Here is a 26,827-nt window from a genome sequence, read left to right on the forward strand (position 1 = left end):
GCTGAAAAGTGCTTCGTGTGTTCGTTATTCATCAATGAATAAGTCTCCCAAATAGGGGTAGTTCTGGTCATTGACTATGTCTTGTATTTTAACTTTATTTTTGGCCGCCCAAGAAAGAGACTGCCAGTAAAGCGGAACAACAGCGGCATCTTCATATAAAGTCTGCTCTATTTGTTGTAATAAAATGATGCGTTTTTCTTGGTCCATCTCTCTGTTTGCTTGGTGAATATTATCGTCGAGACTAGGGCGACAATATTCACTGGCGTTATAAGCACCGAGTCCTGTTTTATTATTTGGACAGGCGACGATGAATTCAAATAAATTATTGGAGTCCATCGTGTCAGATTGCCAACCGAGCATCATAATATCGGCTGCATGATTATCAAATTCTTGAAAGTACTGAGCTTTAGGTAATGTTTTTAAATCGACGGTTATGTTGATTCTGGCTAGCATGGCGGCAACCGCTTGAGCGACTTTTTCATCATTCATGTAGCGATTGTTTGGCGCCATCATGCTAATACGAAAGCCTTTTTCGTAGCCCGCTTGTTTCATCAAGTCTTGTGCTTTGCGTAAGTCGTATTCAGGCTCTAAGTCATGGACGTGGCCAAGGAAGCGATCGGCGCTTAATTGACCTGCTGGTGTGGCATGACCTTTTAATATTTTTTCGACAATCAAAGATTGGTCGATGGCGAGATTAATTGCTTTTCTTACTTTGACGTCTTTGAATTCTTGGCGTCTATTTTGATTCATGTGTAGCAATAAAATACGTGTGCTTGGAATAGTGACAAGATGAATACCTGAGGTGCGCTTGGTTCGTTCTATATCAATAGGAGATATAGGGAAAATGAAGTCAACATCACCCGAGAATAATGCAGCGAGTCTGGTTGAATCGGTACGGATTGGCGTTAGGATGATCTTGTTTACGTTACCCGGCGAATTTGTGTCCCAGTAATTAGGGTTTCGTTTTAATTCCATTCGGCTGCCGAGTTCACGACTTATATATACGAACGGCCCAGTACCTGAGACATTTTGTGACGCAAAAGTTTTACCGTATTTAATAATTTCATCTCGACCTTGATAAAAAGCCTGATCCATTGGGAATACGTAAGCCATGATGTTTAAAAGTAAAGGATTCGGCGAGGTCGCATGAACATCGACTGTATATTTGTCAACGATAGATGCTGAGGCGATGCTATTAAACATAGCTCGAAAATCAGGTGATGTTTTTAAGCGATTAATCGTATAAATCACGTCTTTTGCTGAAAATGGATTGCCAGAATGAAAAGTGACGTCTTTCCTTAAAAAGAAACGCATGGTGTGTGCATCAAGGCGTTGCCATTTTGTTGCTAGTCGAGCTTCGAATTGACCACTTTTTTCCCATCGTAATAACGGATCAAAAGTAAAATGGGAAAACTGAAGTGTCCCTTCAGAAAGTTGTTCGTGTGGGTCTAATGAAACAGGGTCTGCATTTAGAGCGATTTCTAATGTTGTTGCGCTCACCTTATTACATAAAATAAGCACCAAATAACAAGCTATAATAACTTTGATCTTCATTACTTTAGACCTCATTTATGTATGGTGCGTTGCTCAGGATTGTTTACAAGTAATCTTGTCGTCTATTTTTTTGGAGCATTAGAATGAAAACATGACAGTGCATATGACTTTGAGTCAAAAGGGTAGCCGAGTATTCTTACAAATAAATAAGTAAAAATACAGCAAGAGTATATCGTTTCAGCATATTTGGAGCGAATTATGTTTTATTTAGAGCATCAGGTTTTAAATAAATAGGTAGATATGAATTATTTTGCTCATCTGCATATAGCGTCCATCACTCAAACATCTTGGGTTGGAAATTTATTAGGGGATTTTCCTGTTAATGCAAATTCGCTGGATGCGGATTTATTACAAGGTTGGCGTCTGCATCAGCAGGTTGATGTCATGGTTGATCAGCATGCCGCCAGTGTCGAATATCGTTCAATGCCAAGAAATGGCAGAAGGCGTTTTGCTGGCATCGTTCAGGATATTGTTATGGATTACTGGTTAATTCAAAACTGGTCGCGTTTTGGTGGGATGCCTTTAGATGTATTTTGTGAACAAGCGGTGTCCGGTTTAATGCTGGATAAAGAGCGCAGCCCTGAGCGCTTGAAAAATATGATTAGCTCATTAGAAGCTGACAACTGGTTATCAACACTTGGCACAACTGATGGTGTGGAAAAAGCCATACGTTCCATTATGCGACGTTGGCGATACGGTGAGTATTTACAAGACTTTGTTGATGATTTACCTAATGTCATTGAGCAGGCAGAGAAGCCATTTTTGGCTTTATATCCAGATTTACTTAAGTTTGTTGATCAAGAAATGAAAAAAGCCGAGGCCACACACAGCCTCGGCTAAGTGAACTTAGAAAGCCTAAGTTCGGTCAAGAGAACAATCACACAAGCTTCAAGTTAGGTGCAGATTCCTTTCTTGTGCTTAATATGACGTAATTGAGTATAGGTGTTTAGCTTATAGACTATCTTGATCTAAGTCAGAGCTGGACTAAATGTATGATAAAAACTAATGGGATCTTAATAGAGTATTTTCTCTTTCTTAATAAGAACTTGTGGTAGAATTCGCCACCGAAAAAAGACTTGATCATAACCATAGGGGAAATTAGTTTGGCCGTTCAGTGGTATCCAGGGCACATGAACAAAGCGCGTCGTGAAATCGAAGAAGTCATGACGCAAGTGGATATAGTCATCGAAGTATTAGATGCACGTATTCCTGATTCTAGCCAAAACCCTATGTTGAATACATTACGTGGCGAGGTTCCTGTACTTCGTCTATTAAATAAGAAAGATTTGGCTGATAAAGCTCGTTTGGATCTTTGGTTAGAGCATTGGCGCGGTAATAAAAGCGTCTTAGCGCATCCTTTTTCGACTCTTGATAAAGCCGATGTTGCTAAAATTAGCCAATGGGTAAGCCAAATGGTTCCTCATCGAGGCAGTGCTGAAAAGCCGATTCGCGCGATGATCGCTGGTATTCCTAACGTGGGTAAGTCTAGTTTGATGAATGCTTTACTTGGCCGTCGTGTAGCAAAAGTAGGTGATGAGCCTGCTGTTACTAAGTCGCAACAAAAATTAAAAGTCACCAATGGCTTTCAGTTGTTGGATACGCCAGGTATTTTATGGCCTAAAATTGAAAACCCAGATGCCAGCTATCGTTTAGCGGTAACCGGTGCGGTTCGTGATACAGCCATCGATTACGAAGATGTAGCCTTAGTTGGATTAAAGTTCTTTATTAGTGATTATTTAGATTCACTGGTTACTCGCTATAAACTGAAAGAAATCGCTGACGATCCTTACGATGTTTTGAAAGTCATTGGTTCTAAGCGTGGTGCTTTGCGGTCTGGCGGTAAAGTTGATATGCACAAAGCGGCAGAAGTATTTTTGAATGATGTAAGAACCGGTGCAATCGGTCCTTATGTGATGGAAACGCCCGAAATGATTGCATTGGAAGAGGGTTTGGTCGAAGAAGCAAAAGCGAAGAAGGAAGCAATTAGGCAGGCAAGATTAATCGCTGCTATTCCTCAGCGTCAACAAGCGAGCAATCGTGCTTATCGTGAAAGTCAGGTGCAATCCACAACGCAACACGAAAACACGCAAGACGAAAATTTAGATGACCATTAGTGAGGTTCACTGTCATGGATTATGAAATAGCCTTTGACCAAGACGAAAATATTTATCGTATATACACAGGATATGAGTTCGCAGCAATTGGCGAATGGGTGTCTGAATACGTACGAGACTTAGAAAGTATTCAACGGGTATTGATGGCGGCTCGCCTAGCGGAAACTGAAAAAGAAACGACTGAGTTTAAACACGGTCCTTTCAATGTGATTCTGACTGAAGAGGGCGTTTCTGTTTCTCGTCAAGTTGATCTAGACTCGGCAGAAGAAGAAATAAAAGCCATGTTTGATACCCAAGAAAGCTTTTACCAAACTTCAACAGATGGCATTCAATCAGAATGTGGTCTAGAAGATTTGATTAATATGATCGAAAATTGGCACGAAGTGCTGCAATAGTTGTTCCTTGCGCTGGCTGGGTTTACACTAGCGTATGTTTATTTTTCATGTTTTTTTAGGGAGCCAATATGCTCATCGAATTGGAAAAAGCTCGTACTCGAAATAATGTCGTTCGCATTTTTCGTGAAGAACTAGACGGACCAGAAAATTGGACGGATGGTTTTGTTGTGGCTGCCAACGAAGAAATGGTTTTGCTCCAGTTGGTGGATGACAGTATTCGTCTTAATGGTTATCAAGTTTTGTTTCTTGAAGACATTAGTGATTTTGCTCATCCAGCTCCCTTTAATGATTTCCAGAAAAAAGTATTAGCGCTTCGTGGTGAAGAAGTTGTTGATCCCGAAGTGGAGCTTGATGATCTGGCGGTGTTGTTGATCGACGTCAGTGAGGAGTTTGGTTTAGTTACACTTCATCGTGAAGAAATTGAACCAGATAGTTGTGAAATTGGTCGTGTTGTTCGTGCTGATGCTGTCACGTATGAATTGGAAGAAATAGGTTCAGACGCTCGTTGGTTTGACGATACATTTGAGTACGACTTGTACGATATCACTCGTATTGAATTTGGTGGTGCCTACGAAGATGCTTTGATGCTTGCCAATGATGATATGGGTGATGATGCTTATGAGCTATCTGATACTTACCCTGAAGACAGTGTAAATGTTGACGAAGACGAAAAGTAATCGTTAGTTTTACTTGTCTTGTATGCTTTTAAAAGAAAACGCCTTAATTGGCGTTTTTATTTGCCTGAAAAAGTATAAAGTTATTTAAATGTGTGTTTTGAACTTTTAGTTTTTAGCTGACTTTATTATGAGCACCCACCTGAAATACATTCTAGGCGGGTGCTGTGGTGTCAAGAGTGATAATCAGTCTGACGTTTTAATTGATTAGCTTAGTTTCTGACCGGCTGTAGGGCCAGATTTTAGTGTGTATACTTCATCCACTTGAATGAGTACCGCACATTTTGGTTCTTTCATGCCATTTAGTGCGGCAAAGGCTAGAGCATTTTCAAATGCCGCACCATCGAGGTGAATGCTTGGAGTACCTACAAAACGGTAACCATCTAGGTTGGGGCGATCGATTACTGCTATAGCGACTTTAGATCCTTTCTCAATGTTTTCTAGAGTTTGACCACCCGTATTTTCATTATAGATTAGATGATTTTCATCATAGACTCGTAGAGAGCGTTTAGGACCTATATTGGGCAGGCCGTTACTCTGAATAACGGTCGCTATAATTGGGGTTTGTGCGGCAAGCATGGTTTGCATTTTATCGTCGAGTTTTACTTGGCTCATATCTGTATTACTTCCTTATTTTTAGTGTTAGCTATCTTTTAAAACTAACAACAGTTGATATAAGAGGATATGTCCGTCTATCGGCATACCAGCTCTCATTGATAAATCTCATTTGTCAGTATCAAGGTATCTGATGGCGTTTTTTATTTGTGTCAGTCGCTTAAGTCTGTTTGATTTCATGTATTTCGATAGACCTGTCTTTAATATAATGCAAATAATATCAATTATCATAATCATTACCGTATTTTGACATTAATGCAAGAGTTCTTCGTGGTGTTTATAATAACTGTAGATTTGTAGCTGCTATTAATTTTGTAGTGACTATTAGGGCTATGATTGTTATTAAAAGGTCATTCAATACTTAATTTAAATACCTTATACCTTATACCTTATACCTTATGCCTTATGAGTTGTGAGGCTAAGTTGAGGCAATATTTTTATTTGCCCCTTGCTTTTGTTATGAAGTAATAAAGGAAATTTTTTATGTCTCGTTGGTTGTCTCTTCTTTGTTTGCTTGTTCTGGTTTCAGGCTGTGCTGCATATGTAACACATCAATTTGATGATCTTTTTGGTTCTGAGAATCCTGAAAATCGTGTCAGCAATGTTAGTGAAGATGATGCCGTATTTTATGACGAGCAAGTTAAGCCGATTTTAGACAGTCGTTGTGTGTCCTGTCATGCCTGTTATGACGCACCTTGCCAGCTCAAATTGACCGCTTCAGAAGGTATTGAGCGAGGGGGCTCAAAGGATCTAGTTTATGACGGAACACGTTTGTTGGCTGCTTCTCCGACGCGATTGTTTATTGATGGAAAGACTACTCAAGAGTGGCGAACAAAAGGCTTTCACCCCGTTCTAAATGAACGGGAGCAATCACCATCTGCAAACCTGCAAGGTAGTGTGTTATATCGTGCAATAGCGTTACGCAAAAAACAGGGGGAGTTTACACAGCCTGTTTTATCAGATGATTATGATTTTTCATTGGCGCGAGACCAGCAGTGTTCGAGTGTAGAGGAGTATTCTCAGTTTGAGAAAAATTACCCAAATTGGGGAATGCCATACGGGCTCCCCGCTTTGAATGACCAAGAGTACGATATTTTGACCCGTTGGTTAGCGAAAGGCGGAAAAATGCCTGCAGCAAAAGCGCTACCATCGACGCTTCAAATGAAAGTCGAATTATGGGAATCTCGTCTAAATGGTGATGATTTAAAAGGTCGGCTCATTTCTCGTTATATTTACGAGCATTTGTATCTATACAGTTTGTATCTTGATGATGGTGAAGACTATCGCTTCCAATTAGTACGATCGAAAACCCCACCGGGTGAGCCTGTTGATCGTATTGCCACCCGCAGGCCTTATGATCCACCTGGCGTAGCTAAGGTTTATTATCGCCTTTTAGCTGACCCAGAGGTGAAAGTTCAAAAAAACCATATTCCTATGCAGTTAGACGAAGCGAGGTATATGCGCTGGATGTCTTATTTTTATGGCGAGGTGTATAAAGTAACAAAAGATCCTGGTTATGAGCGAGAAGTCGCAACCAATCCGTTTAGAGCCTTTCGTGAAATTCCCTCTCATGCTCGTTATCGCTTTTTATTAGATCACTCTCAAAATACCATCATGGCTTTTATTAAAGGGCCAGTGTGTCGTGGTCAGGTCGCTGTAAATGTAATCAATGAACAATTTTGGGTGTATTTCGTTGATCCAGAACTAGGCTACAACAAAGGCTCTGCCGATTTTTTAGAAGATCAAGTGCAAGAGCTTGATTTGCCCGCGGTGGGTTCTAGTAATACTTTGCCTTTAGCGTCATGGGTCATTTTTTCTGAACAGCAAAAATCTTATCTATCCGCAAAAGCGGCATTAATTGAAAGTGACGCTGGGAAAAAAATACCATTGGATTTGAATATAATCTGGGATGGTGATGGCAATAATCAAAATGCTGCGCTAACTATTTTCCGGCACTTTGATAACGCCTCTGTCGTAAAAGGTATGGTTGGACAACATCCCAAAACCTCATGGGTCATTGATTATCCATTATTAGAGCGTATTCATTACTTGTTGGTAGCTGGCTTTGATGTGTATGGCAATGTCGGTCATCAATTGGTTACTCGTTTATATATGGATTTTTTACGTATGGAGGGCGAGATGAATTTCCTCATGCTCTTGCCAAAACAAGATAGAGAGAGAATTCGAAAATATTGGTATCGAGATGTTAGTCAGACAATAAAGAACTATATTTTTAGTGATTACATTAAGATTGATAGAGAAGCTCAAGTTCAATATGGCACAAATGATCACCAAGCCGAGCTTTATGAAAAACTACGTCACAAGCTTACCAAAGTTCTCGATCGTGATTATGATTTAGAGCAAAGTACCTTAACTGCTAAACAAATCGAAGCCTTGTATAAGCTTCAAGCAGTTCGTGGCGGCGGTTTGGTTTTCTTGCCGAATGTCGTTACTGTTTTAGTGACCAAGCAGGGTGTTCCTGTGGAAGTATTAAGCATTATTCATAACAAGGCTCACTCTAATATTTCTAGTTTATTGGATGAAGAATCGGCACGCTTGCCCGCAGAAGATGGCATTACTTTAGTAAAAGGCGTGCTCGGTGATTATCCAAATGTGCTTATGCAAGTCGAAGAAAGTGAGCTGATAAATTGGGCTAGCCAAGTCGCTAAACTGAAAACTGGAAAAGATTATACTGAGCTTTTAGACAGCTTTGGTATCCGACGAACTCATCCAAATTTTTGGTTTGTTAGCGATGCTATTGCCAACTTGAATAAATTAGATCGACCAAGAGAAAGTGGTATTTTGGACTATAATCGTTTAGAAAACAGGTAAGGCAAGGTTTTTTATGTGTGAGGCCGATACATTAAGTAATGTGTTTGAGAGTGGGGGAACACGCTTCTGCATTCCCTGCAATATTTGCTACTTGTATCTTGAGTGATTAAACCCAACTAACAATATATATTCTCTCTTTGTTGGAAAATCTTATGATTCCTTTCTCTATTCTTGATTTAGCACCGGTAGCTGATGGCTACTCTGTGGCGGATTCGCTTGCTATGAGTCGTAAAATGGCGATAGCGGCGGAAGAAAACAATTATCTGCGCTTTTGGTTAGCTGAGCATCATGGCATGGCTGGAGTGGCAAGTTCTGCGACTTCTGTGGTGTTGTCTCATCTTGGTGCGGCCACATCGACAATTCGTCTAGGTTCTGGTGGTGTTATGCTGCCAAATCATTCTCCTTTGGTGATTGCTGAGCAGTTTGGTACTTTGGCGGAGCTTTACCCTAATCGTGTTGATTTGGGTTTAGGGCGCGCACCGGGTACAGATATGCAAACGGCCAGAGCTCTACGACGTAATATGGATGCTTCTGTTGATAGTTATCCAGATGATGTTTTGGAGTTGCGACGTTTGCTTGGGAGTGGCAGTCAAGGAATAAAAGCGGTTCCAGGTTTTGATACTCATGTTCCCTTGTGGATGCTGGGGTCGAGTTTATACAGTGCGCAAGTGGCAGCAGAGTTTGGTTTGCCTTATTCTTTTGCGTCTCATTTTGCGCCTGATCAATTGATTCAAGCGCTTACTGTTTATCGTCGTAATTTTAAACCGTCAGAACAACTTGCCAAGCCTCATACCATGGCTGGTGTTATGGCTGTTGTGGCGGATACGGATGAAGAAGCGCAGTATTTGTTTACCTCTGCTCAGCAGCAGTTTATCAATTTACGCCGTAATCGAAATGTGCCATTTACCAAGCCGGTTGATTCTATGGATGCTATCTGGTCACCTAGTGAAAAACACATGGTTGATCACATGTTGCAATATGCGGTTGTTGGTTCAAAGGCATCGGTGGCCTTTAAATTATCGAGTTTTCTTGATGCAACACAAGTTGATGAACTTATTGTTTCTATGCCTATTCATGATCCAGAAGCACGATTGAAATCATTGCGCTTGATGGCAGACGTTCGAGATGAGTTGGCTATTGATTAAATCTAAATGTATCAGTGTTGTGAGCTTGTTAATGGTTGTTCTCGATAGCGTCTGTTCGTAGAGGTTATGAGCAATAAAAAACCACTAAAGAGATTTTTCTTTGATGATTTTTTATTTAGATCGGGAAGAAGCGAGTGTTTTAATACGGAGAAGGATCGCCCTTGTTCACTTGTGTCTTGAAGCGACGGTGAGCCCAAAAATATTGTTCTTTTTTAGGGGCGATGATTGATTCCATTAACTCGTTCATTTTGGCTGCATTGGTTACATCGTCTGCTGTTGGGAAATCAGGTACTTCTGTAAAGGCTAAATGATAGCCTGTTGCAGTACGTCCATAGTCGTACAGCACAACTGGAGCATTGGTCATTTTGGCAATTCTGCCTATATGGGCAATGGTTGCGCATTCACGGCCATAAAAGGGCGCAAATACGGAGTCCTGTCGACCATAATCTTGATCAACTGCGTACCAAACGGCTTTGTTTTTCTTTAAGGATTTAAGTACTTCACGCATATTTCTGCGTTCGATTGTTTTGGTGAAAATAGCTTTACGCTGACGCTCCATTATCCAGTTAATAACAGGGTTTTTCTGTAGCTTATAAATTGGGTGTACGTCGAGAATACGAGGTACTTGGCTGCCGCAAATATCTAAAGACGAAAAGTGACCACTGATTAAAATACAGCCTCTACCTTTAGAAAGCACTTGATCTATTACTTCTTGCCCTTCGAAAGTAACTCTCGATGAGAATCTATTTTTATTTTGAAACCAAGATGCGAAAGTTTCTAGTACACCTTTTCCCATGCTTTCAAAATGTTCCTTGGTTAACTGTTTTCTTTTGGTTTTTGTCATGTCTGGGTAGCAAATTTTAAAATTCACATTACAAATATGGCGTCGTCGAGGAGAAATTAAATATAAAAATCGACCAAAAACAGAGCCTAGGCTCTGTAGAATAGACCAAGGTAAAAAACTGAGTAAGTAGGCTATTCCCATTCCGAGCCATGTTAACCAATGCTTTGGTTTAATGAACTTGGTAATGCTTTTATCTAATGTGCTTTGTTTAGCCATTGTTGTATCCCTCCAAAAAAGCCTGCCATTGCTTGTTTGATACATGAAAAGTTGAGTGTTTGCTGGCTTCTTTGTTGATAGATCGTTTTAGGCGATCAATGTTGGATTGTTGCCAGTCTGAATGAGGTGTTTTAAATTCGCATTTATCAAAGTCGATAACCCATACTTTATTGTGATTATCTATCATGATGTTGTGGCAATTTAAGTCTGAATGATAAACGCCATGATTATGAAAGTCTTTAATGACCAGTCCTATTTCTTTCCAGTTGATTTCGTTATGACAATCGCTTTTTATTATGTCGAACAAATCTCTGGCGTTAGGGATAGTTTCAGTGAGTAGCTCTGCTCGATAAAAACCTTTGTTAAGAGTGAATAGACCGCCTATTGGGCGTGGTACAGGAAGCTCTAAAATACGCATTTTTTCTAATAGATTTAGCTCTAGCCAAGGGCGTGTTTTTTCGATGCCAGTAAATAAAAAATGCTGTTTATTTACTTTAGCAATTAAACCGCCACGACGATAACGACGAATCACAAACCGGCCGAAAGTACTGTTTATAAACCAGACGGCACCTCGGCCGAGTCCTGTTCCTGCGAGAGCATTTTGTGATTGCCAAAATTCAGGGTCAAACCATGACACAGTTACAGGTAGTTCTTGGTCGCTTTGCAATAGAATAATACGAGGCGATATTTTAATGGTTTGTGGCATGTTACTCGCTTTATGGTGTTGTAATAGGTAATGCTTATAAATTTGGACACATTTAAGAGTGACTATTCTATAATACTTGCCAACTTTAATCAGCCCTAGAGGAAGACATGCGACAAGAGAATATTCAACATTTGGCCATTGTTCGGTTATCTGCATTAGGCGATGTGTGTCACGCTATGGCTGTGGTTCAATCTATTATGAAACAAAACCCTACGATGCAAGTAACTTGGATAACATCACCTTTAGAGGCCAATCTTGTTCGCTTACTTAAAGATGTACAGGTTGTTGAATATGATAAGAAAACGGGGTTTCCTGGGTTGTTTTCATTACGTAAACAGTTGAAAGGGTATCGATTTGACATGCTTTTGCATTTGCAATGGTCTTTACGCGCAAGTTTTGTATCTCGAATGGTTAAAGCAAAAAGGCGTGTTGGTTTTGCTTTGTCTCACTCCCGTGAAAAACAATCTTGGTTTGTTAATGAGCTAGCCCCTGAACCGAAAGGTGAGCATGTTTTAGATTCTTTTTTATCGATTGCCAGTGTACTAGGTATCAAGCAACCAAGCTTACCATGTGGTCTTGTTTTGCCAGAAGTGAGTTTTGATTTGCCAAGTCGCTATGTGGTATTAAATCCCTCAGCCTCTAAAGCCGATCGAAATTGGACAGTAGAAGGTTATCAGGCAGTGTTGGCATACCTTTCAAGTAAAGGTATGTCAGTTGTTATTACTGGCGGACCGTCATTGGAAGAGAAATCTTTCGCTCAGCAAATAATCGCAGAACAAACTGACTCCGTTATTGATCTTGTAGGAAAGACGAGACTGGATGTTATGTTGAGTGTCCTGAAAGGAGCGGAATTGGTCATCAGTCCAGATACTGGTCCTGCTCATATGGCAACTCTGGTTGGCACGCCTGTGTTAGGTTTGTATGCGCATTCAAACCCTAAACGAACTGGGCCATATAAAGATTTAGATAAGGTAGTCAGTGTTTACGAAGAATTAGTTGAAAAGGAATATCAGAAATCAGTTGCAGAACTGCCTTGGTCAACACGTGTGCACGACCAAGAAGCCATGCAGTATATTCGTATTGACCAAGTTATGGCGGTATTGAAAAGGCTTATTTAAGTCCTTTCTCTGCCAGTTTAAGATCCAGTGTTGCCTTTAATAGTTTATACAACTGGATAGATGCATCGATTTCTTCTTTTCTGTTGGTTAAACTTTCAATATTCAAGCCAAGTGGAACATCAAGTGGCAATGCTATTTCAATAATTTGTTCTAAAGCATTGCGGCAAATTTTGATGGATTCATCTAATGGTGTTGCAGAGTCTAGAATGCGATGTTTGGTCGCATCCGGTACTGAGATACCTAACCATTCCATGAATTCAAGTGTCTTGGCGCTACCGCAAGGTGTAAAAGTCAAAATGATGCGTTTTGGTTCTTCACCGTGTTCTTTGCATTCTCTAGCATATCGACTGATTAAATCTGCGGTTGCTTGGTGGTTATAAACGGCTTGAGAGATAAAGAATTCACAACCAGCGTCCGATTTCTTCATCAGGCGTAAGTGCTCGTCACCTTTTTTAGCATGGCGCTCTGCAATAGTGACGCCACCCAGATTGAAATCATGAGGCGATGCTTTCAATGTATCGTATGCCTTTGGTAAAGGCAGTTTGATATCACCGTTAGAAGATGGTGAGCCAACTAAAACTAGATCACGAATGCCAAAATCTTCCCATGCTTCTGTTAACCAGCCAGAAAACTCTTCTGAACTGCGTGAAGAAACAGATTTATAAGTGATAACAGGTTTACCTGATTGCGTATGAAGGCGTTTTGACCAAGCTCTTGGATCGTGCGTTTCCATAAAAGGGAAAGGACGAGGTTTGTCAATACGGCTTGTTTCGTCTTGAATGTCGTAGACGATTAACCCGTCTGCTTCAACACCTGCCAAACGTTCTAAAAGCTTGTTGCTGATTTGTTCTAACTGCTCTTCTTCAACAGAGGATCGTGGAGGGGTTGTACCTATAAAATAAACGCCTCGATTAGGATCTTGAAACTTTGTTGCCAATTCGGATTTCATAATGTCACACTCTATGTAGTCGAGGCAGATAGTGTTGTTCTGTACCTCGGTAAATTTTCTTGATGTGGCTATTCTAACAGTGAAATGAATTCAAGGCTTTGCTTACAAGTTGAATAATATTGTAGATAAAGTGAGGGCGGCTAATTCGTTCGATGAAAAAAGAGGTGGAAATGTCAAATGTTGAGCTAAAGGGTTTGTCTGAAGCTGCATCCTTCCAAACAGCACAAGCTAGTTTGCCACCAGTGCATACATGGTCTCCTCCTTTTTGTGGTGATATGGATCTTGTTATTAAAGCAAATGGGGAATGGTTTCATGAGGGTGGAAAAATAAAACGTTCTGCTATGGTGGCTATGTTTAGTCGAATTCTATGGTTCGAAGCAGGTGAGTATTTTTTAGTAACGCCTGTCGAGAAGGTTCGAATTCAGGTGGAAGATGCGCCTTTTTTAGTCACTGAATGGCGTTGGATTGAAACAGAGTATGGGCAAGCCATTGAGTTTAAGACACACACTGATGATGTCTTAATACTCGGTGTAGACTGTGATTTATGGATGGATTTTTTCAAAGGAGAAGAGCGTCCTTATATTTCTATGCGCTACGGAATGAAGGCATTGGTTAGACGTAATGCTTTTTATGGCCTGGCAGAAAGCCTAGAAAGAGTTGAGACATCAAAAGGAACTGGTATGGGGGTGATAAGTGCAGGTAAATCTTATCTTTTAATGGAAGATGAATGACGAATTTTTACCCGTCTAGGTATATAATGTGACTCATTGAGCGTGATGTTTTTCTTTGCGCATTATTTTTGTTTTGAAGGGGTGTTTGTTTGTTATTCAAAGAATTTGGTTTTGATAATCGCATTTTGAAGTCCATTGATCATTTAGGATTTAATGAGGCGACAGAAATTCAGTCCCGTGCGATACCGGAAGCTATGGTTGGACGCGATTTATTGGCGTCGTCAAAAACTGGATCAGGAAAAACACTCGCCTATCTTTTACCAGCGTTACATCGAGTTTATAAGAAAAAAGCCTTATCAAAACGCGATCCGCGAGTTGTGATTTTGGTGCCAACTCGTGAACTGGCAAAACAAGTTTATGGTCAGCTTCGTCTTTTATTAGCAGCAAGCCGTTTTACGTCCATCCTTATTCAAGGTGGTGAAAACTTTAATGATCAACATAAACTTTTACAAAAAGACCCTCATTTTATCGTCGCAACACCGGGTCGTTTAGTTGATCATTTAAAACAGCGTCATGTCTTTCTCGAAGGGCTGGAACTACTTATTTTGGATGAAGCCGACCGTATGCTGGATTTAGGGTTTGCCGATGCCATGCGTGCCATAAATACTGCAGCAAGTCATCGACAGCGTCAGACTTTATTCTTCTCCGCGACATTGGATAATACCGATGTTAGTGAAATTGCCGGTGAGTTGTTGCGTGAGCCTTCTCGTGTAGCGGTTGGTCAGGGGTTTGATGAGCATTCAGATATTGGACAGCACATCTTATTGTGCGATCACTTAGATCATAAAGAAGCCTTGTTAAAGCATTTATTGGTTGATCAAGCGATTAAACAGGTGATTGTATTTACCGCAACAAAAAACGATACCGTTCGCTTATCTGAAATCATTGCAGGTTGGGGGTTAACGACTCAAGCACTTAATGGCAATTTGTCACAAAGTGCCCGCAATAAAACAATGGAAAGTTTTGCTAAAGGTCAATTTGATGTTTTGGTAAGTACTGATGTAGCGTCTCGTGGTTTAGATATCGCTAGCGTCTCTCATGTATTTAATTTTGATTTGCCAAAACAAGCGGAAGAGTTTGTGCATCGTACTGGACGAACTGGTCGCGCGGGTTTTAAAGGCGAAGCTTATTCATTGGTTGGACCTAAAGACTGGGCGAACTTTAAGGCGATTGAGGCCTTTTTACAAAAAACTTTTGATACGGAAGTAGTTGAAGGATTAGAGCCTAAATTTAAAGGATTAATGCCACCAAAACCTGCACGTGCGGTAAGTAAAAAGCCAGCGTCAAAAGTACAAAATAAAATACCCAAGAACTCAGCTAAAAAAGCCACAGGTAAAGCGCGTTTTCATGATAATCAACAAGATGGTTTTGATGCTTTCAAATTACCAACTAAGCGTTTTGAAAAACAAGTAAATACCGACGATGGTGAAGATTAGATAGTTTGCCACTGTAAAGTATTAAAGGGTTGCTTAGATTTGTGAGTAAGTATTGTTTTTGATGTTATTAGATTAAAGGTGAGATATATTCACTTTATTGGTTAATTTTGCTAATTCATTGGAGATCAGGTTATTAACCGTTTGCCCCCACTAAATTCGTTACGATGTTTTGAATCTGCTGCTCGTCATGGCAGTTTTAATAAAGCGGCTAAAGAGATGTCTGTGACACCTTCCGCGATTAGCCATCAAATCAAGGGACTGGAAAGTTTTCTAGGCCTTGAATTATTTCGACGGACTAAGCGTAAAGTGATTTTAACGGAAGCAGGGGAATCTTATCTAAAGCCGATTAAAGCGATTTTTGAGCAGCTAGAAGATGCAACCTCAGAACTCAAAAGTCAGCAAAAATCAGGTTCGTTAAGGTTGGCGGTAGCGCCTGCATTTTTAACTCGCTGGCTTATGCCACGAATGGAACGTTTTCAAAGTCGTTACCCTGATATTCAAATTGAAATTAGCTCCTCTATCGGTTTGATCGATTTTTCTGCAAACGATGTTGATATGGCTGTGTATTTTGGTAATGGTGAATGGGAAGGCGTGGATGCTTATTATTTACGTCCTGCTCGATTAGCTCCTGTCTGTAATCCCAAATTAATAAAGGCCAATCAGCCAATTAATACACCTGAAGATATGAGTTTCTACCCTTTGTTGCATGTTTCGAAACGTAAGGATGAATGGCATGATTGGCTACAACAGCATGACCTTGATCCCGTTCGTTTTCGTCGAGGGTTGATGTTCTCTAGTGGCTCTTTGACAGCAGGTGCTGCAGCACAAGGTTTAGGCATCTCTTTGTCAGACCCTGAGCTTGTTATGCCAGAAATTGAGGCGGGAACACTAAAGGTGTTGTTTGATCAGCATTTAATTACTAACAAGTCTTTTTACTTAGTGTATGAAAAACGTCGTTCTGTTACGTCTGCTATGTCAGCGTTTAAAGAGTGGATAATTGAAGAGATGGTGGGTAACTAGGTTATTTTATTCGTCATAATTGGCGGTTTTGTGGAAGGTTTTTAAAACATAAATGAGAGCTTTTATATGAACGCAGCGTTAACGGTAAACAGTTATTTTAATGATCAAGTAAAATCCATTGCTCTAGATAATGCAGAGGGTACTTCAACTGTTGGTGTTATGGCGGTTGGTGAATATGAATTTGGCACTAGTCAGAGAGAGTATATGACGGTTGTTTCTGGTGCTTTAACTGTAAAGCTACCAACAGAGAATGATTGGAAGACTTTTTCAAAAGGCGATCTATTTGTCGTAGAGGCGAACCAGACTTTTCAAGTGAAAGTTGAAGAAACCACAGCATACCTCTGCCGTTATGAATAATCCTTGATTTGCTTTTTACATAAAAAAGGGCTGAAAAATCAGCCCTTTTTTTGTATTTAATATCATGCTTTTTTTCTTGGTTACCCGCCAACTACATTAACAAGTAAGGTTACTTTATCCCCTGGCTGAACATATTTCTGGCTGCTAACTTTAGGATTCCAACCTTTAATATCATTCACGGACACTTTGAATTTATTAGCAACAACCGCTAATGAATCACCGGAGCGAATGGTGTACACCACTTTTTTCATTACGCTGCGTGTATTTAATGCGTTTTGAGGGCTAGTTTGTGAGTTGCTTTTTGATTCTTTAGGTTCAAGCCAAACAACCAGTTTTTTGCCTGGAAATAATGGATCACCAAGCCCCATACTATTCCAACGAGCAAGTGTTTTGCTGGTTGTGCCGTATTTGTTTGCAATCAACCATAAGCTGTCACCTGATGCGACAGTGTAGTCGATTTTTATTCTGTTACGACTTGGCGCATTAGATTGTTTAGCTAACAAGCGCTGATGAGAACTTAATGTATAGCTCTCAATATCATTGCCTGCCACTGGAATCATAAGTTCCTGCCCAACACGTATTAATGAAGACGATATTTTGTTTACGTTTTGTAGAACGCCAACAGTCGTATTATGCTGCTTAGCAACAAGCAACAAACTGTCTCCTGCTTTTACTGTATAGCGAACCCAAGTTACACGTTCTGTAGGAGGGATCTCTGCTAGCTTAGTTCGGAATTGTTTAGCTTTACTAATTGGCATTAGTAATCGATGAGGGCCATCTGGAGATGTCGCCCATTGGTTGAAGCCTGGATTCAGCAGGTATACTTCATCGATGCTTACGCCGGCCATTTGAGCAGCTTGCGCTAGATCAAGTTGTCCGCCAATGTTGACTACGTCAAAGTAAGGCTTATTCGGAATAAAATACGTTGAATAGTTGTATTTCTCAGGGTTTTTAATGATTTTTGCTAGTGCAATAAGTTTTGGGACGTAGGCGCGAGTTTCTCTTGGTAAATCTAAAGACCAAAAGTCGGTTGGTTTACCTGCTTTTTTATTTTTTCTGATGGCGCGCATAACTGTGCCTTCACCAGAATTATAAGATGCTAGAGCATGCTCCCAATTACCATCAAACATTTTATGTAATCGAGTAAGGTAGGCGATTGCGGCTTGAGTTGAACCAATAATGTCTCTACGACCGTCATACCACCAAGTTTGATCTAGACCATACATTTGTCCAGTAGATGGAATGAACTGCCAAGGACCTGATGCACGTCCATGGCTGTAACCAAAAGGATCGAAACCACTTTCTACGATAGGAAGTAATGCTATTTCAGTAGGAAGTCCGGCTTTTTCTAATTCATCAACAATGTAATATAGATAGCGCTCACCACGTTTTGATACGCGGTCTAAATAAGACGGGTGAGTGCTGAACCAGCGTAATTGAGAAGACAAGCGAGGTCGGTCAATATCAATATTCATTTGGTAGCCAGCGCGAACTCTGTCCCAAATATCGTCAGGTTCTTTTGACTTCACTGGCTCTACAGGTTCTTTTTTCTCAATCGTAGCGTCTGCTAATACTTCTTCTGTTTCTTCTGCAGTTGAGTTGATAGGTGGAACGGTATCTATAACGCCAAGTCGATCTGTGTCTGCATCAACAACTTCGACTTCTTCTGATTCTAAAAGCTCAGCAAGATCATTATCTTGTTCTACTTTGGACGTTGTTTGGCAAGCGCTTAGAATTAAGCTTGCAAGGCAAACCCATAAAATTTTATATATCATGAAAACCACAAAATTGAATAAAGTTTAGACATTTTAAAGGTGTGGCGGGATAGGTCAACTAAAACTATCTTTAGCTCGACGTACTTGGCTAAATGCAGCGACCGAATCTTCCGTAGGATCTTCTTTAAGTTGTTGTGAGGCATACATTTTAATTGTTTTATTATGAGTGCGTAAAAAAGGATTGGTTTTTTTCTCTAAACTTAATTCTGTTGGAATGGTTGGCTCATTGTGTGAGCGTTTGTCTTGGCTAATTGTATTGCTTTCTAATAATATTTTGTTTTTAGGGTCTAACGATAAAGCAAATCGATAGTTGGCTAGAGTGTATTCATGGGTGCAATAAATTAGTGTGTTGTCTGGGAGTGATGATATTTTTTCCATGGCCTTTAGCATTTGGGCTGGCGTACCTTCCATAATTCGACCACAGCCACCTTTAAATAAGGTGTCACCACTGAACAAAATTGGCGTTTCTTGTGCCGAAAAATAACAGAGATGATCAAGTGTATGTCCCGGAGTGGCGATTACTCGAAAGTTTTCTGTGAAAATTTCAATGTGATCTCCTTCTATGACGGGATGAGTCACAAGCTCAGTTAAGTGTGCAGGTCCGTAAACTCGGCAATATGTTTGTTGTTTAAGTTCTGCAACACCGCCTGTATGATCATAATGATGATGAGTAATTAAGATGCCTACTAAGGTTTTTTGATGTTTCTGACAGTATTGTTTTACTACTTTCGCAGAACCTGGATCGACAGCCCAAACATGTGCGCTATCTTTATCTTCGATTATCCATATATAATTGTCTTGGAAAGCAGGAAGCGGAAGTATGGTCATATATTGTCTACTTTTATAGGTTTTTTGCATTTCAGATGACGCGCCATAAGAAAAATGAAGCACCGTCACGCGGTTTTAAATAGAGAATTCATTGTATGTTGGATGATCAATCAAGACAATTTTTTCAGACTTGGTATAAGACTGATTTAGGAAGTGATTTACTGGAATTGGAGTTGGCAGAAATTGAATCTGAGCTCGATTTTTCTGTAGGTTATTATCTGGTTACTCAGTCTCCATTAATGACGTTATCTCTAAAAAATCATCGACTTAGGGAAAGTATTTCTCTTGCTCCCACTCTAGAGTTTGGCGCACCTTCAAATACCATAGTTGCAAAATCAAGTGAACTTCCTTTTGAATCTGATGGTGTTGATATTCATGTCTTTCACCATACGTTAGATATTTCAGCCACTCCTCATGATGATTTACGAGAAGCTGCAAGAACCTTATTGCCTAGTGGTAAGCTAATTATTATTGGTTTTAATCCTTTGGGTTTGTGGGGCTTTTGTCGTTTATTTACGCCACGAATAAAGGCACCTTGGTGCGGTCGATTTATTGCTCATCACCGTTTGGAGGATTGGTTAAAAGTTGCTGGACTGACTCTAGAATCTAAGCGATTTATTTATTATAAGCCTCCTGTTCAAAACAAAAAGTGGCGATTGCGTTTTAAGTGGCTTGAAAAAATATTAAAGCCACTTAAATTACTTTTTAGTGGTGTTTATGTCATGACAGCGACGAAACATGAGAAACGTTATATTCCGTTAAAACCTCGTTGGTCTGGGACTCGAGTGAGAGTGCCGCCATTAACAAAACCAACAGCAAAAGAGATGAAAGAGTGAAAGATGTAATTATGTACACTGATGGTGCTTGCAAAGGCAATCCAGGGATTGGCGGTTGGGGTGCTTGGCTGGCTTTTGGCGAGCATGAAAAGCGTTTGTGTGGCGGTGAACATGACACCACAAACAACCGAATGGAGTTGATGGGGGCGATAGAAGGTCTGCGAGCGTTAAAAGAAAAGTGCTCAGTAACCTTATACACAGACTCCTCTTATGTTCAGAAAGGCATTACAGAATGGCTGGCTGGTTGGAAGCGCAAAGGTTGGATGACAGCTTCGAGGCAACCGGTTAAAAATAAGGACTTATGGCAGGTTTTAGATGAGCAATGTCAAAGGCATGATGTGACTTGGAAGTGGGTTAAAGGTCACGCAGGGATAGAAGGTAATGAAATTGCTGACGATCTAGCTAACCAGGGTATTGAGGAGTTAAGGGCTGCATCATGAGACAGGTTATTCTTGATACTGAAACAACTGGTATTGACCCTAAGCAAGGCCATCGTATTATCGAAATTGGTTGTGTAGAGATGATAGGTCGTAAGCTAACGAAGCGGCATTTTCACGTGTACATTAATCCTGATAGAGAGGTAGAGGCAGAAGCTTTTCGAGTACATGGTATTAGTGATGAATTTCTTTCTGATAAACCTCGCTTTCATGAAATCGCTCAAGAGTTTTTTGATTTTATAAAAGGTGCTGAATTGATTATCCATAACGCGCCTTTTGATATTGGTTTTATGGATCATGAGTTTGCTCGAATTGGCGGTTATCCAAAAACGGCAGAAGTGTGTGGTGTTTTTGATAGTTTAGTTTACGCACGAAAAAAACATCCAGGTCAAAAAAACAATCTAGATATTCTATGTCGACGCTATGGTATCGATAACTCACATCGAGAGTTACACGGCGCTCTTTTGGATGCTGAAATTCTTGCTGATGTGTATTTATTAATGACCGGTGGTCAGACCAGTTTAGGTTTGGCGAACAGTTCTGATTCAGATTCTAAAGAAGAAGGTGATGTCGGCGAAATTCGTCGTGTTGCGGCTGGGCGTCCGGCGTTAAAAGTAATTAAAGCAAATGAAAATGAAATGAAAGTGCATGAAGAGCGTTTGGATTTAATAGATAAAAAATCAGGTCAATCTGTTTGGCGAATTAAGCATTAACTAGATGTGTAAGTTGCTGCGGATTGATTGCTTTTCAAGAAGTATAAGCGTTGAAAAATAAACTCTAGTCAGTAAATATAGAGTTTATTTTCTTCAGCTTAAAGCCTGCATAGGCAGGCTTTGTTTGAGGTGGTTAATCAAATACCAAAAAAATGCTAAAAACTAAATTATTCAGTTTTTTCACTAAGTACTTTACCAAATTTCATACCCATTTTAGTTGGGGTTTCAGCCGTTAGGGATTCTTCCCACTGAATTGCATCTTTTCCAAATAAAACGATGGCTGTCGACCCAAGTTTGAATCGACCCATTTCTTCGCCTTTTTTGATTTCAATGTTGTTTAATTCTTCGTAATCCCAAGTGACTGCGTTTTTGTTAAACGGTGTAACTTGTCCTGTCCAAACGGTTTCTATGCTGGCAACAATCATTGCACCAACAAGTATGACTGCCATAGGGCCAGCTTCGGTATCAAACAAACAAACAGTACGTTCATTACGAGCAAATACATTTGGTATTTGTTCTGCAGTGACTTTATTGACTGAAAACAGTTTTCCGGGAATGTGGATCATTTTGGTAAGTTTGCCAGTCATCGGCATGTGAACTCGATGATAATCCTTCGGAGATAAGTAAACGGTCGCAAAAGAGCCGCCAAGAAATTGATCGGATAGAGAGGCGTCGCCACCTAGTAATGTTGTTAAGCTGTAATGATGGCCTTTAGCTTGAAAAATTGTACCGTGCTCTATGTTCCCTAGTTGGCTAACCGCACCGTCAGCAGGGCAGGCTATGCTATTTTTTTCGTCACAAATTGGGCGAAGTTCAGGGCGAATGGCGCGAGTGAAAAAATCATTGAAGTTGCGATAAGACAAAGCGTCACTATTAATGGCTTCAGACATATCTACTTGGTATTTTTTTACAAATTGGCTAATAAATGTGTTTTTTACCCAATTATTCTCACACTCCGCTATTTTTCCTATAGTGCGAGACAATGTTTTTTGAGGGGTGATGTGTTGTGCAAATGCAAAAAGTTGATCTTTAGTCACTTGTTTCATCCTGATGTTGGCGATTTATATAATGTTGTGGCTGATTAAAGACACAATCTGTTTAAGGTTTTTATAATCTTTTTCATTAAACTCTATGCGTGTTTCTAACCAAAATATAATCATTTCATTTTTTGATACGGATGTAGATGCAAGAATGAGGTGACTGCTTGTGTCAATTATTTGGTCTGAAGTGTGTGGAAGGTCTTTCAGTAATTCTTCAAGCTTTTGACCAAATAGATGTGTCGCAGATTTTCTACTTGATAGCTTCTTAAATACATTTGATGGCGCATTCCACCGAATGGATTTTATGGTTTCTATATTGTAACCAGATTGAAAAATAGGCTGTGTTTTGTTAATTGAATGCTTGAAAATAATACAGTGCTGCATATTCGGAATGGTTTGTTGTATTGTTTTTAACGCCAAGCTTGCTTTGAGTTTTATGTCTAATAGATCGTTATTGCTAACTGTTTTTTTCAATGTGGCTAGAGGTGATAGTGGTTTCTTGGTGACTTTTTTCTTGATAAATAGCTCTGGATCTAGGAGTTGAAATGCAAGAGGGATCTTTCCGCCCATGTTATATAAAGTGGCTGCTTCGGTGCTTGCTAAATGTGCGATCTGAATAACTTCACCTAGACGACGGCGCATAACTGTCGCAACAACACGATAGTAGAAAGGAAGCTTTTTTGAATTCCAGCCCATCAGATTGGCTTCGCGCGCTACTTGAGTTGCGCAGTAAGTAAAAATCAGAGGGTTGTTTGCCAGGATGGTAAGTCTTTTCTCTTCAATGAAGCCAGGTAATTCATCTAGATGGTGTGCTAAATGGGCTAGCTCTTGTCGTTCTTTATTGTTTGGGATGTGTTTAGTAAGGAAGGAATCTATGATTCCATTTGATGTATTCCAATACAGACACATATGAACGGTTAGTTCATCAATGTGGCAACCTAGAACGCTAAGTTCTGCTTGGCTTGATTTTTCACCTTGTATTATTTTTTGAGAGATTTCAGTCATCAAAGGATAGGCATAAAACCATAGCAGCCATCTTACGGAATCTCTAAACAGGGTGGTCCAGAAAATATCGTCTTCATGACTGGATACATTTTTTATCGCCCAGTATTTTGCAATGCTCGCGGCTTCATAACTGGTTTGTACCTGATTTAAAAAAGCGACTAAATGTGGTGGATGGTTTTTATTTTTCGAGTTGTATGGGGTAAAACGAGTGAAAAGTCTTGTAATGCCCTTCATACCAATCATAGAGGCGGCATGTAATGGTGTTTTGATTTGGCTGGTTTGATTTAATGTGATGCGGTTTGCTTCATTAAGTATGGTAAAAGCGAGCATCGGGTCGGACGCGATGTTAGTTTGCATTCCATCAAGCGTATCGAGAGTCTCTTCTGTTCTTTTAATCTGAGTCTTTAAACGAGCTAAATTAACAGACTTAACTGGGAATTTTTTATTTTTTAAAAAATGTAGCCATTCATTTAGGCTAGAAGGTGACTTGTCTTTCATAGCTGGTTACATTAAAGGCTCTGTTATTTGTGCGTTTAAAGCGTTCTTATGTTTTTGATCTCATTCATCATACTGTATATTGAGGTGAGAGCATACATTGTAAGTATTAAGGAAGAGTATATGTTTGCATTAGCTGGTGTGCTAGTGGTTATCATCAGTGTTGTGGTTGGGTATTTAGCATCTCATGGTAATATGTTGGTGTTATGGCAGCCGTTTGAGGTGCTGATTATTTGTGGTTCTGCATTGGGTGCCTTTATGGTGGCTAATCCGTTAATCGTTCAAAAGAAAGTGTTTACTATGTTGCCTCAGGTTTTTTCTGGGAGTCGACATAATAAAAATTTTTACCTGCAGCTGCTGGGGTTGATTTATTGCCTTTTTCAAAAAAGTCGTCAAGATGGTTTTCTTTCTATTGAAGACGATATCGAATCCCCTTTTACCAGTGAGCTATTCAACCGTTTTCCTGCAGTCGTTCGAGATTATGAAGTGGTTGATTTTCTTACCGATAACTATCGAATTTTCACTCTGACGGGGCTTCCTGCCTATGAAATCGACGCTATTATGGATAATGAAATTGAGCAAATTCAAGAAGAGCTTGTTGCCCCTAGTCATGCTTTAACTCGTGTGGCTGAAGGGTTGCCTGGATTTGGTATTGTTGCTGCAGTTCTTGGTATTGTTATTACTATGGGATCCATTGGTGGTCCATTAGAAGAGATTGGAGCGCATGTAGCAGCGGCTTTAGTTGGGACTTTTCTGGGTATCTTTTTTGGCTATGGCTTTGTTGGTCCTGCTGCTTCTCATCTAGAAACCTTAGGAACACATGAGCTAAAAGCGTATTTGTGTATTAAAGCCAGCATAAACTCGGTTGTATCTGGGTATGCGCCAGCTGTGGCTGCTGAAACCGGGCGTAAATTGCTTCCACCGGAAATGCGTCCAAGTTTTGTCGAATTGTCTAATGAACTTAAGCAGTATCGCTAGTATGAGCTCACGCCAGATTATGGGAGGTGTTTGATGGCTAACGGCTTAGTTATTCGACGGGTTAAAAAAATTAAAAAGGGCGGTCATCACGGTGGTGCTTGGAAAATAGCTTTGGCCGATTTTGCTTTAGCTATGATGGCGTTTTTTTTGGTTCTTTGGTTGTTGAGTGTGGCTTCTCCTGAGGAGTTGGCTAGTGTCGAGGGATATTTTCAAGATCCTATAGGGCAGTCAACTGCAGGCTATAGTGCTAATCCTATTGATTTGGGAGGGAGTCCTGCAAAAAGTGCAGAGAAAAAGTTGGATTTACAGTTACCAGAGGCGGGTAGCATTGATGTGCAGTTGATAGAAAATCGACGAGGTAGTGGCTCAGAAACATCAGACTCAACAAGTTTGAATGATGTTGTGCTTGAGCAAATGGAAAAAATGAATATCACTCTTTCTGAAGAGAAAAATCTACGTATCGAAATTACACCTTTAGGTGTTCGTATTACCTTGTTAGACGATCCAAATAAGCCGATGTTTGAGCGTGGCAGTGCTCGAATGATGCCTGATATCGAACACACCTTGCTTGCGATGTCACCGATCTTCAATAGCATAACAAATCCAATTGTTATTACTGGGCACACGGATTCATCTAAGTTTGACGATCCAAATCAATTGGATAATTGGGATTTGTCTGCTCTGAGGGCAAATGCCGCTCGTCGTATATTGGAGGAAGGTGGTGTTGTAAGTGATAGGGTTGCACAGGTGATTGGTTTGTCTGACACAGTTCCTTATAATCGGATTGATAGAAATGGTCCTGAAAATCGACGGATCAGCATTACTTTATTAACAGATAAAGCTTATAAAGAAATGCTAGAGCGTAATCGTCGAAATTTTGGTGTTCCAATGCGTCAATCTGATGTGAAATTGACGCCGGAAACGACATTTTAAAAAGCTTGGTTTTCTCTAATTGAGTGTTTGATTCTTAAGAAACTCTGGAAACGGTGTTGAGTTATCTCACCTTTTTCTAGGGCTTCAAGAATGGCGCATCCTGGCTCTTTTTCATGGGCGCAGTCTCTGAATCGGCAGTAGCCAATATGAGGGCGAAATTCTATAAAGCCATTCATTAGTTCATCTTCTGATATATGCCACAAACCAAATTCACGTATTCCAGGTGAGTCTATAAGATCTCCACCTTTTGGCATGTGAAATAAACGTGCTGTGGTTGTAGTATGAACACCTTTCTTTCTCTTTTGTGATAGTTCACCAACTGTGATGTCTATGTCAGGGAGAAGGGTTCCGATAAGGGATGATTTCCCTACGCCTGACTGTCCAACAAAAACACTGGTTTTATCTTGTAAAAAAGAATAAAGAGACTCCATGCCTTCTTGGTGTTTAATAGAAGTTCGAATGATTTTGTAATTCAAATCTTCGTACGTCTTTAGAAGTTCATTGAGATCTGATTGATTGCTTTCGTCTATTAAGTCACACTTATTTAATAATATAACCGGTGGGATTCCAACGGTTTCAGCGGCAACTAGATAACGGTCGATTAAATTGGCGTGAGCAACAGGTTCGGCTGCAATGACGACAATAATGTGATCTATATTGGCGGCGACAGGCTTTATTCTGCCATGCATGTCTGGGCGAGACAGTGACGTGTTTCTTGGGGTTGTTGCGACAACAACGCCACCTTCGTTTTGTTTTGGACGCCAAACAACTTTGTCGCCCGTTACTAATTGGCCTAAGTTAGCGCGTAGGTTACAGCGTGTGGAAACACCGATAAATGGTTCTTGCGTACCTTCGACCTCAACTTGGGTGCCAAAATGAGAGATGATGATGCCTTCTGTTTCAGGGCCGAGGTCTGATGATTGAAGAAGTTCTTCAGCGACATCGCCTCGTTTTTGTGTGCGTTCTACACGCTCTTTTTGAATTCGTTCAATTCGCCAAGTTTGTTGTTTGGTAAGTTTTCGCTTCGACATTAGATTCGTCTGGTCATATAGTAAGGCGCATAGAGTATAATGCTTGGCAT

At 40.2% G+C, this 26,827-nt stretch carries 26 protein-coding genes; 16 read left to right on the forward strand and 10 right to left on the reverse strand.

Features of this window, described 5'->3' with window-relative positions; translation table 11 throughout:
- Positions 1–24: 24 nt before the first annotated feature.
- Positions 25–1,554, reverse strand: coding sequence for an ABC transporter substrate-binding protein (locus MUS1_RS10900; RefSeq protein ID WP_036162411.1), 1,530 nt, complete (start codon positions 1,552–1,554; stop codon positions 25–27).
- 240 nt (positions 1,555–1,794) lie between these two features.
- On the opposite strand from MUS1_RS10900, the gene MUS1_RS10905 reads away from it, so the two are divergent.
- The 4 genes from MUS1_RS10905 to MUS1_RS10920 all read left to right on the forward strand — a co-directional run bounded on the left by MUS1_RS10905 (position 1,795) and on the right by MUS1_RS10920 (position 4,740).
- Positions 1,795–2,394, forward strand: coding sequence for an acyl carrier protein phosphodiesterase (locus MUS1_RS10905; RefSeq protein WP_036162413.1), 600 nt, complete (start codon positions 1,795–1,797; stop codon positions 2,392–2,394).
- 263 nt (positions 2,395–2,657) lie between these two features.
- Positions 2,658–3,668 carry a ribosome biogenesis GTPase YlqF gene (gene ylqF / locus MUS1_RS10910; protein ID WP_036162415.1) on the forward strand — a complete coding sequence of 337 codons (1,011 nt, stop codon included), beginning with the start codon at positions 2,658–2,660 and terminating at the stop codon, positions 3,666–3,668.
- A 14-nt stretch (positions 3,669–3,682) separates the two neighbouring features.
- Complete coding sequence (locus MUS1_RS10915) at positions 3,683–4,063, forward strand: YacL family protein (protein ID WP_036162421.1); 381 nt, start codon at positions 3,683–3,685, stop codon at positions 4,061–4,063.
- A 68-nt stretch (positions 4,064–4,131) separates the two neighbouring features.
- Positions 4,132–4,740: a hypothetical protein gene (locus MUS1_RS10920; protein ID WP_036162424.1), complete on the forward strand. Its 609-nt coding sequence runs from the start codon at positions 4,132–4,134 to the stop codon at positions 4,738–4,740.
- A gap of 204 nt (positions 4,741–4,944) precedes the next feature.
- Here MUS1_RS10920 and MUS1_RS10925 read toward each other — a convergent pair whose 3' ends face one another.
- The gene (locus MUS1_RS10925; protein WP_036162426.1) at positions 4,945–5,352 is read right to left on the reverse strand and encodes a pyridoxamine 5'-phosphate oxidase family protein; all 408 of its coding nucleotides are present in this window, start codon (positions 5,350–5,352) and stop codon (positions 4,945–4,947) included.
- A gap of 483 nt (positions 5,353–5,835) precedes the next feature.
- Between MUS1_RS10925 and MUS1_RS10930 the strand changes: the two genes are divergently transcribed.
- Both MUS1_RS10930 and MUS1_RS10935 read left to right on the forward strand, forming a co-directional pair.
- On the forward strand, positions 5,836–8,184 hold the full coding sequence (locus tag MUS1_RS10930; RefSeq protein WP_036162427.1) for a fatty acid cis/trans isomerase: 2,349 nt from the start codon (positions 5,836–5,838) through the stop codon (positions 8,182–8,184).
- Positions 8,185–8,336: 152 nt separating this feature from the next.
- On the forward strand, positions 8,337–9,329 hold the full coding sequence (locus MUS1_RS10935) for an LLM class flavin-dependent oxidoreductase (RefSeq protein ID WP_036162428.1): 993 nt from the start codon (positions 8,337–8,339) through the stop codon (positions 9,327–9,329).
- Positions 9,330–9,468: 139 nt separating this feature from the next.
- On the opposite strand, the gene MUS1_RS10940 is transcribed toward MUS1_RS10935, so the two are convergent.
- Both MUS1_RS10940 and MUS1_RS10945 read right to left on the reverse strand, forming a co-directional pair.
- Positions 9,469–10,389 carry a lysophospholipid acyltransferase family protein gene (locus MUS1_RS10940; protein ID WP_036162430.1) on the reverse strand — a complete coding sequence of 307 codons (921 nt, stop codon included), beginning with the start codon at positions 10,387–10,389 and terminating at the stop codon, positions 9,469–9,471.
- Positions 10,382–11,095 carry a 3-deoxy-D-manno-octulosonic acid kinase gene (locus MUS1_RS10945; RefSeq protein ID WP_036162432.1) on the reverse strand — a complete coding sequence of 238 codons (714 nt, stop codon included), beginning with the start codon at positions 11,093–11,095 and terminating at the stop codon, positions 10,382–10,384. Before MUS1_RS10945 ends, MUS1_RS10940 begins: the two co-directional genes overlap by 8 nt.
- A 107-nt stretch (positions 11,096–11,202) precedes the next feature.
- On the opposite strand from MUS1_RS10945, the gene MUS1_RS10950 reads away from it, so the two are divergent.
- Entirely contained in the window at positions 11,203–12,213 is a 1,011-nt protein-coding gene (locus MUS1_RS10950; protein WP_036162434.1) for a glycosyltransferase family 9 protein, read from the forward strand.
- Here the strand turns inward: MUS1_RS10950 and MUS1_RS10955 are convergent.
- On the reverse strand, positions 12,206–13,162 hold the full coding sequence (locus MUS1_RS10955; protein ID WP_036162435.1) for a methylenetetrahydrofolate reductase: 957 nt from the start codon (positions 13,160–13,162) through the stop codon (positions 12,206–12,208). The genes MUS1_RS10950 and MUS1_RS10955 overlap by 8 nt on opposite strands.
- 170 nt (positions 13,163–13,332) lie before the next feature.
- On the opposite strand from MUS1_RS10955, the gene MUS1_RS10960 reads away from it, so the two are divergent.
- The 4 genes from MUS1_RS10960 (at position 13,333) to ppnP (ending at position 16,706) form a co-directional block, all read left to right on the forward strand.
- Positions 13,333–13,893, forward strand: a complete 561-nt coding sequence (locus tag MUS1_RS10960; RefSeq protein ID WP_036162437.1) for a DUF1285 domain-containing protein — start codon at positions 13,333–13,335, stop codon at positions 13,891–13,893.
- A gap of 89 nt (positions 13,894–13,982) precedes the next feature.
- Positions 13,983–15,329, forward strand: coding sequence for a DEAD/DEAH box helicase (locus MUS1_RS10965; protein ID WP_036162439.1), 1,347 nt, complete (start codon positions 13,983–13,985; stop codon positions 15,327–15,329).
- 141 nt (positions 15,330–15,470) lie between these two features.
- Positions 15,471–16,349: a transcriptional regulator GcvA gene (gene gcvA / locus MUS1_RS10970; protein WP_342665495.1), complete on the forward strand. Its 879-nt coding sequence runs from the start codon at positions 15,471–15,473 to the stop codon at positions 16,347–16,349.
- A 66-nt stretch (positions 16,350–16,415) separates the two neighbouring features.
- Positions 16,416–16,706, forward strand: coding sequence for a pyrimidine/purine nucleoside phosphorylase (ppnP, locus tag MUS1_RS10975; protein ID WP_036162442.1), 291 nt, complete (start codon positions 16,416–16,418; stop codon positions 16,704–16,706).
- A gap of 80 nt (positions 16,707–16,786) precedes the next feature.
- Here ppnP and MUS1_RS10980 read toward each other — a convergent pair whose 3' ends face one another.
- Positions 16,787–18,481, reverse strand: coding sequence for a LysM peptidoglycan-binding domain-containing protein (locus MUS1_RS10980; RefSeq protein ID WP_036162443.1), 1,695 nt, complete (start codon positions 18,479–18,481; stop codon positions 16,787–16,789).
- A gap of 54 nt (positions 18,482–18,535) precedes the next feature.
- Positions 18,536–19,309, reverse strand: coding sequence for a hydroxyacylglutathione hydrolase (gloB, locus tag MUS1_RS10985; protein ID WP_036162584.1), 774 nt, complete (start codon positions 19,307–19,309; stop codon positions 18,536–18,538).
- A 95-nt stretch (positions 19,310–19,404) separates the two neighbouring features.
- Between gloB and MUS1_RS10990 the strand changes: the two genes are divergently transcribed.
- From MUS1_RS10990 to dnaQ, 3 genes are read left to right on the forward strand one after another with little or no spacing between them, the layout of a single operon-like run.
- Positions 19,405–20,145, forward strand: a complete 741-nt coding sequence (locus tag MUS1_RS10990) for a class I SAM-dependent methyltransferase (protein WP_036162444.1) — start codon at positions 19,405–19,407, stop codon at positions 20,143–20,145.
- Positions 20,146–20,156: 11 nt separating this feature from the next.
- Entirely contained in the window at positions 20,157–20,585 is a 429-nt protein-coding gene (gene rnhA / locus MUS1_RS10995; protein ID WP_036162585.1) for a ribonuclease HI, read from the forward strand.
- A complete protein-coding gene (dnaQ, locus tag MUS1_RS11000; protein ID WP_036162445.1) occupies positions 20,582–21,295 on the forward strand; it encodes a DNA polymerase III subunit epsilon in 714 nt (237 codons plus the stop codon). The genes rnhA and dnaQ overlap by 4 nt, the downstream gene beginning before the upstream one ends.
- Before the next feature lie 167 nt (positions 21,296–21,462).
- Here the strand turns inward: dnaQ and asd are convergent, their stop codons facing one another.
- Positions 21,463–22,332: an archaetidylserine decarboxylase gene (asd, locus tag MUS1_RS11005; RefSeq protein ID WP_211236458.1), complete on the reverse strand. Its 870-nt coding sequence runs from the start codon at positions 22,330–22,332 to the stop codon at positions 21,463–21,465.
- Between the two features lie 24 nt (positions 22,333–22,356).
- The gene (locus MUS1_RS11010; protein ID WP_036162449.1) at positions 22,357–23,838 is read right to left on the reverse strand and encodes an HDOD domain-containing protein; all 1,482 of its coding nucleotides are present in this window, start codon (positions 23,836–23,838) and stop codon (positions 22,357–22,359) included.
- A 120-nt stretch (positions 23,839–23,958) separates the two neighbouring features.
- Here MUS1_RS11010 and motA point away from each other — a divergent pair, with 120 nt between their 5' ends.
- Together motA and MUS1_RS11020 are read left to right on the forward strand one after the other, a co-directional pair.
- The gene (motA, locus tag MUS1_RS11015; protein WP_036162450.1) at positions 23,959–24,813 is read left to right on the forward strand and encodes a flagellar motor stator protein MotA; all 855 of its coding nucleotides are present in this window, start codon (positions 23,959–23,961) and stop codon (positions 24,811–24,813) included.
- 33 nt (positions 24,814–24,846) lie between these two features.
- Complete coding sequence (locus MUS1_RS11020) at positions 24,847–25,746, forward strand: flagellar motor protein MotB (protein ID WP_036162452.1); 900 nt, start codon at positions 24,847–24,849, stop codon at positions 25,744–25,746.
- On the opposite strand, the gene rsgA is transcribed toward MUS1_RS11020, so the two are convergent.
- Positions 25,743–26,777 carry a small ribosomal subunit biogenesis GTPase RsgA gene (gene rsgA, locus MUS1_RS11025; protein WP_036162454.1) on the reverse strand — a complete coding sequence of 345 codons (1,035 nt, stop codon included), beginning with the start codon at positions 26,775–26,777 and terminating at the stop codon, positions 25,743–25,745. The genes MUS1_RS11020 and rsgA overlap by 4 nt on opposite strands.
- Positions 26,778–26,827 lie beyond the last annotated feature (50 nt).

This window comes from Marinomonas ushuaiensis DSM 15871, from assembly GCF_000521805.1.
In the GTDB taxonomy this organism is placed as follows: domain Bacteria; phylum Pseudomonadota; class Gammaproteobacteria; order Pseudomonadales; family Marinomonadaceae; genus Marinomonas; species Marinomonas ushuaiensis.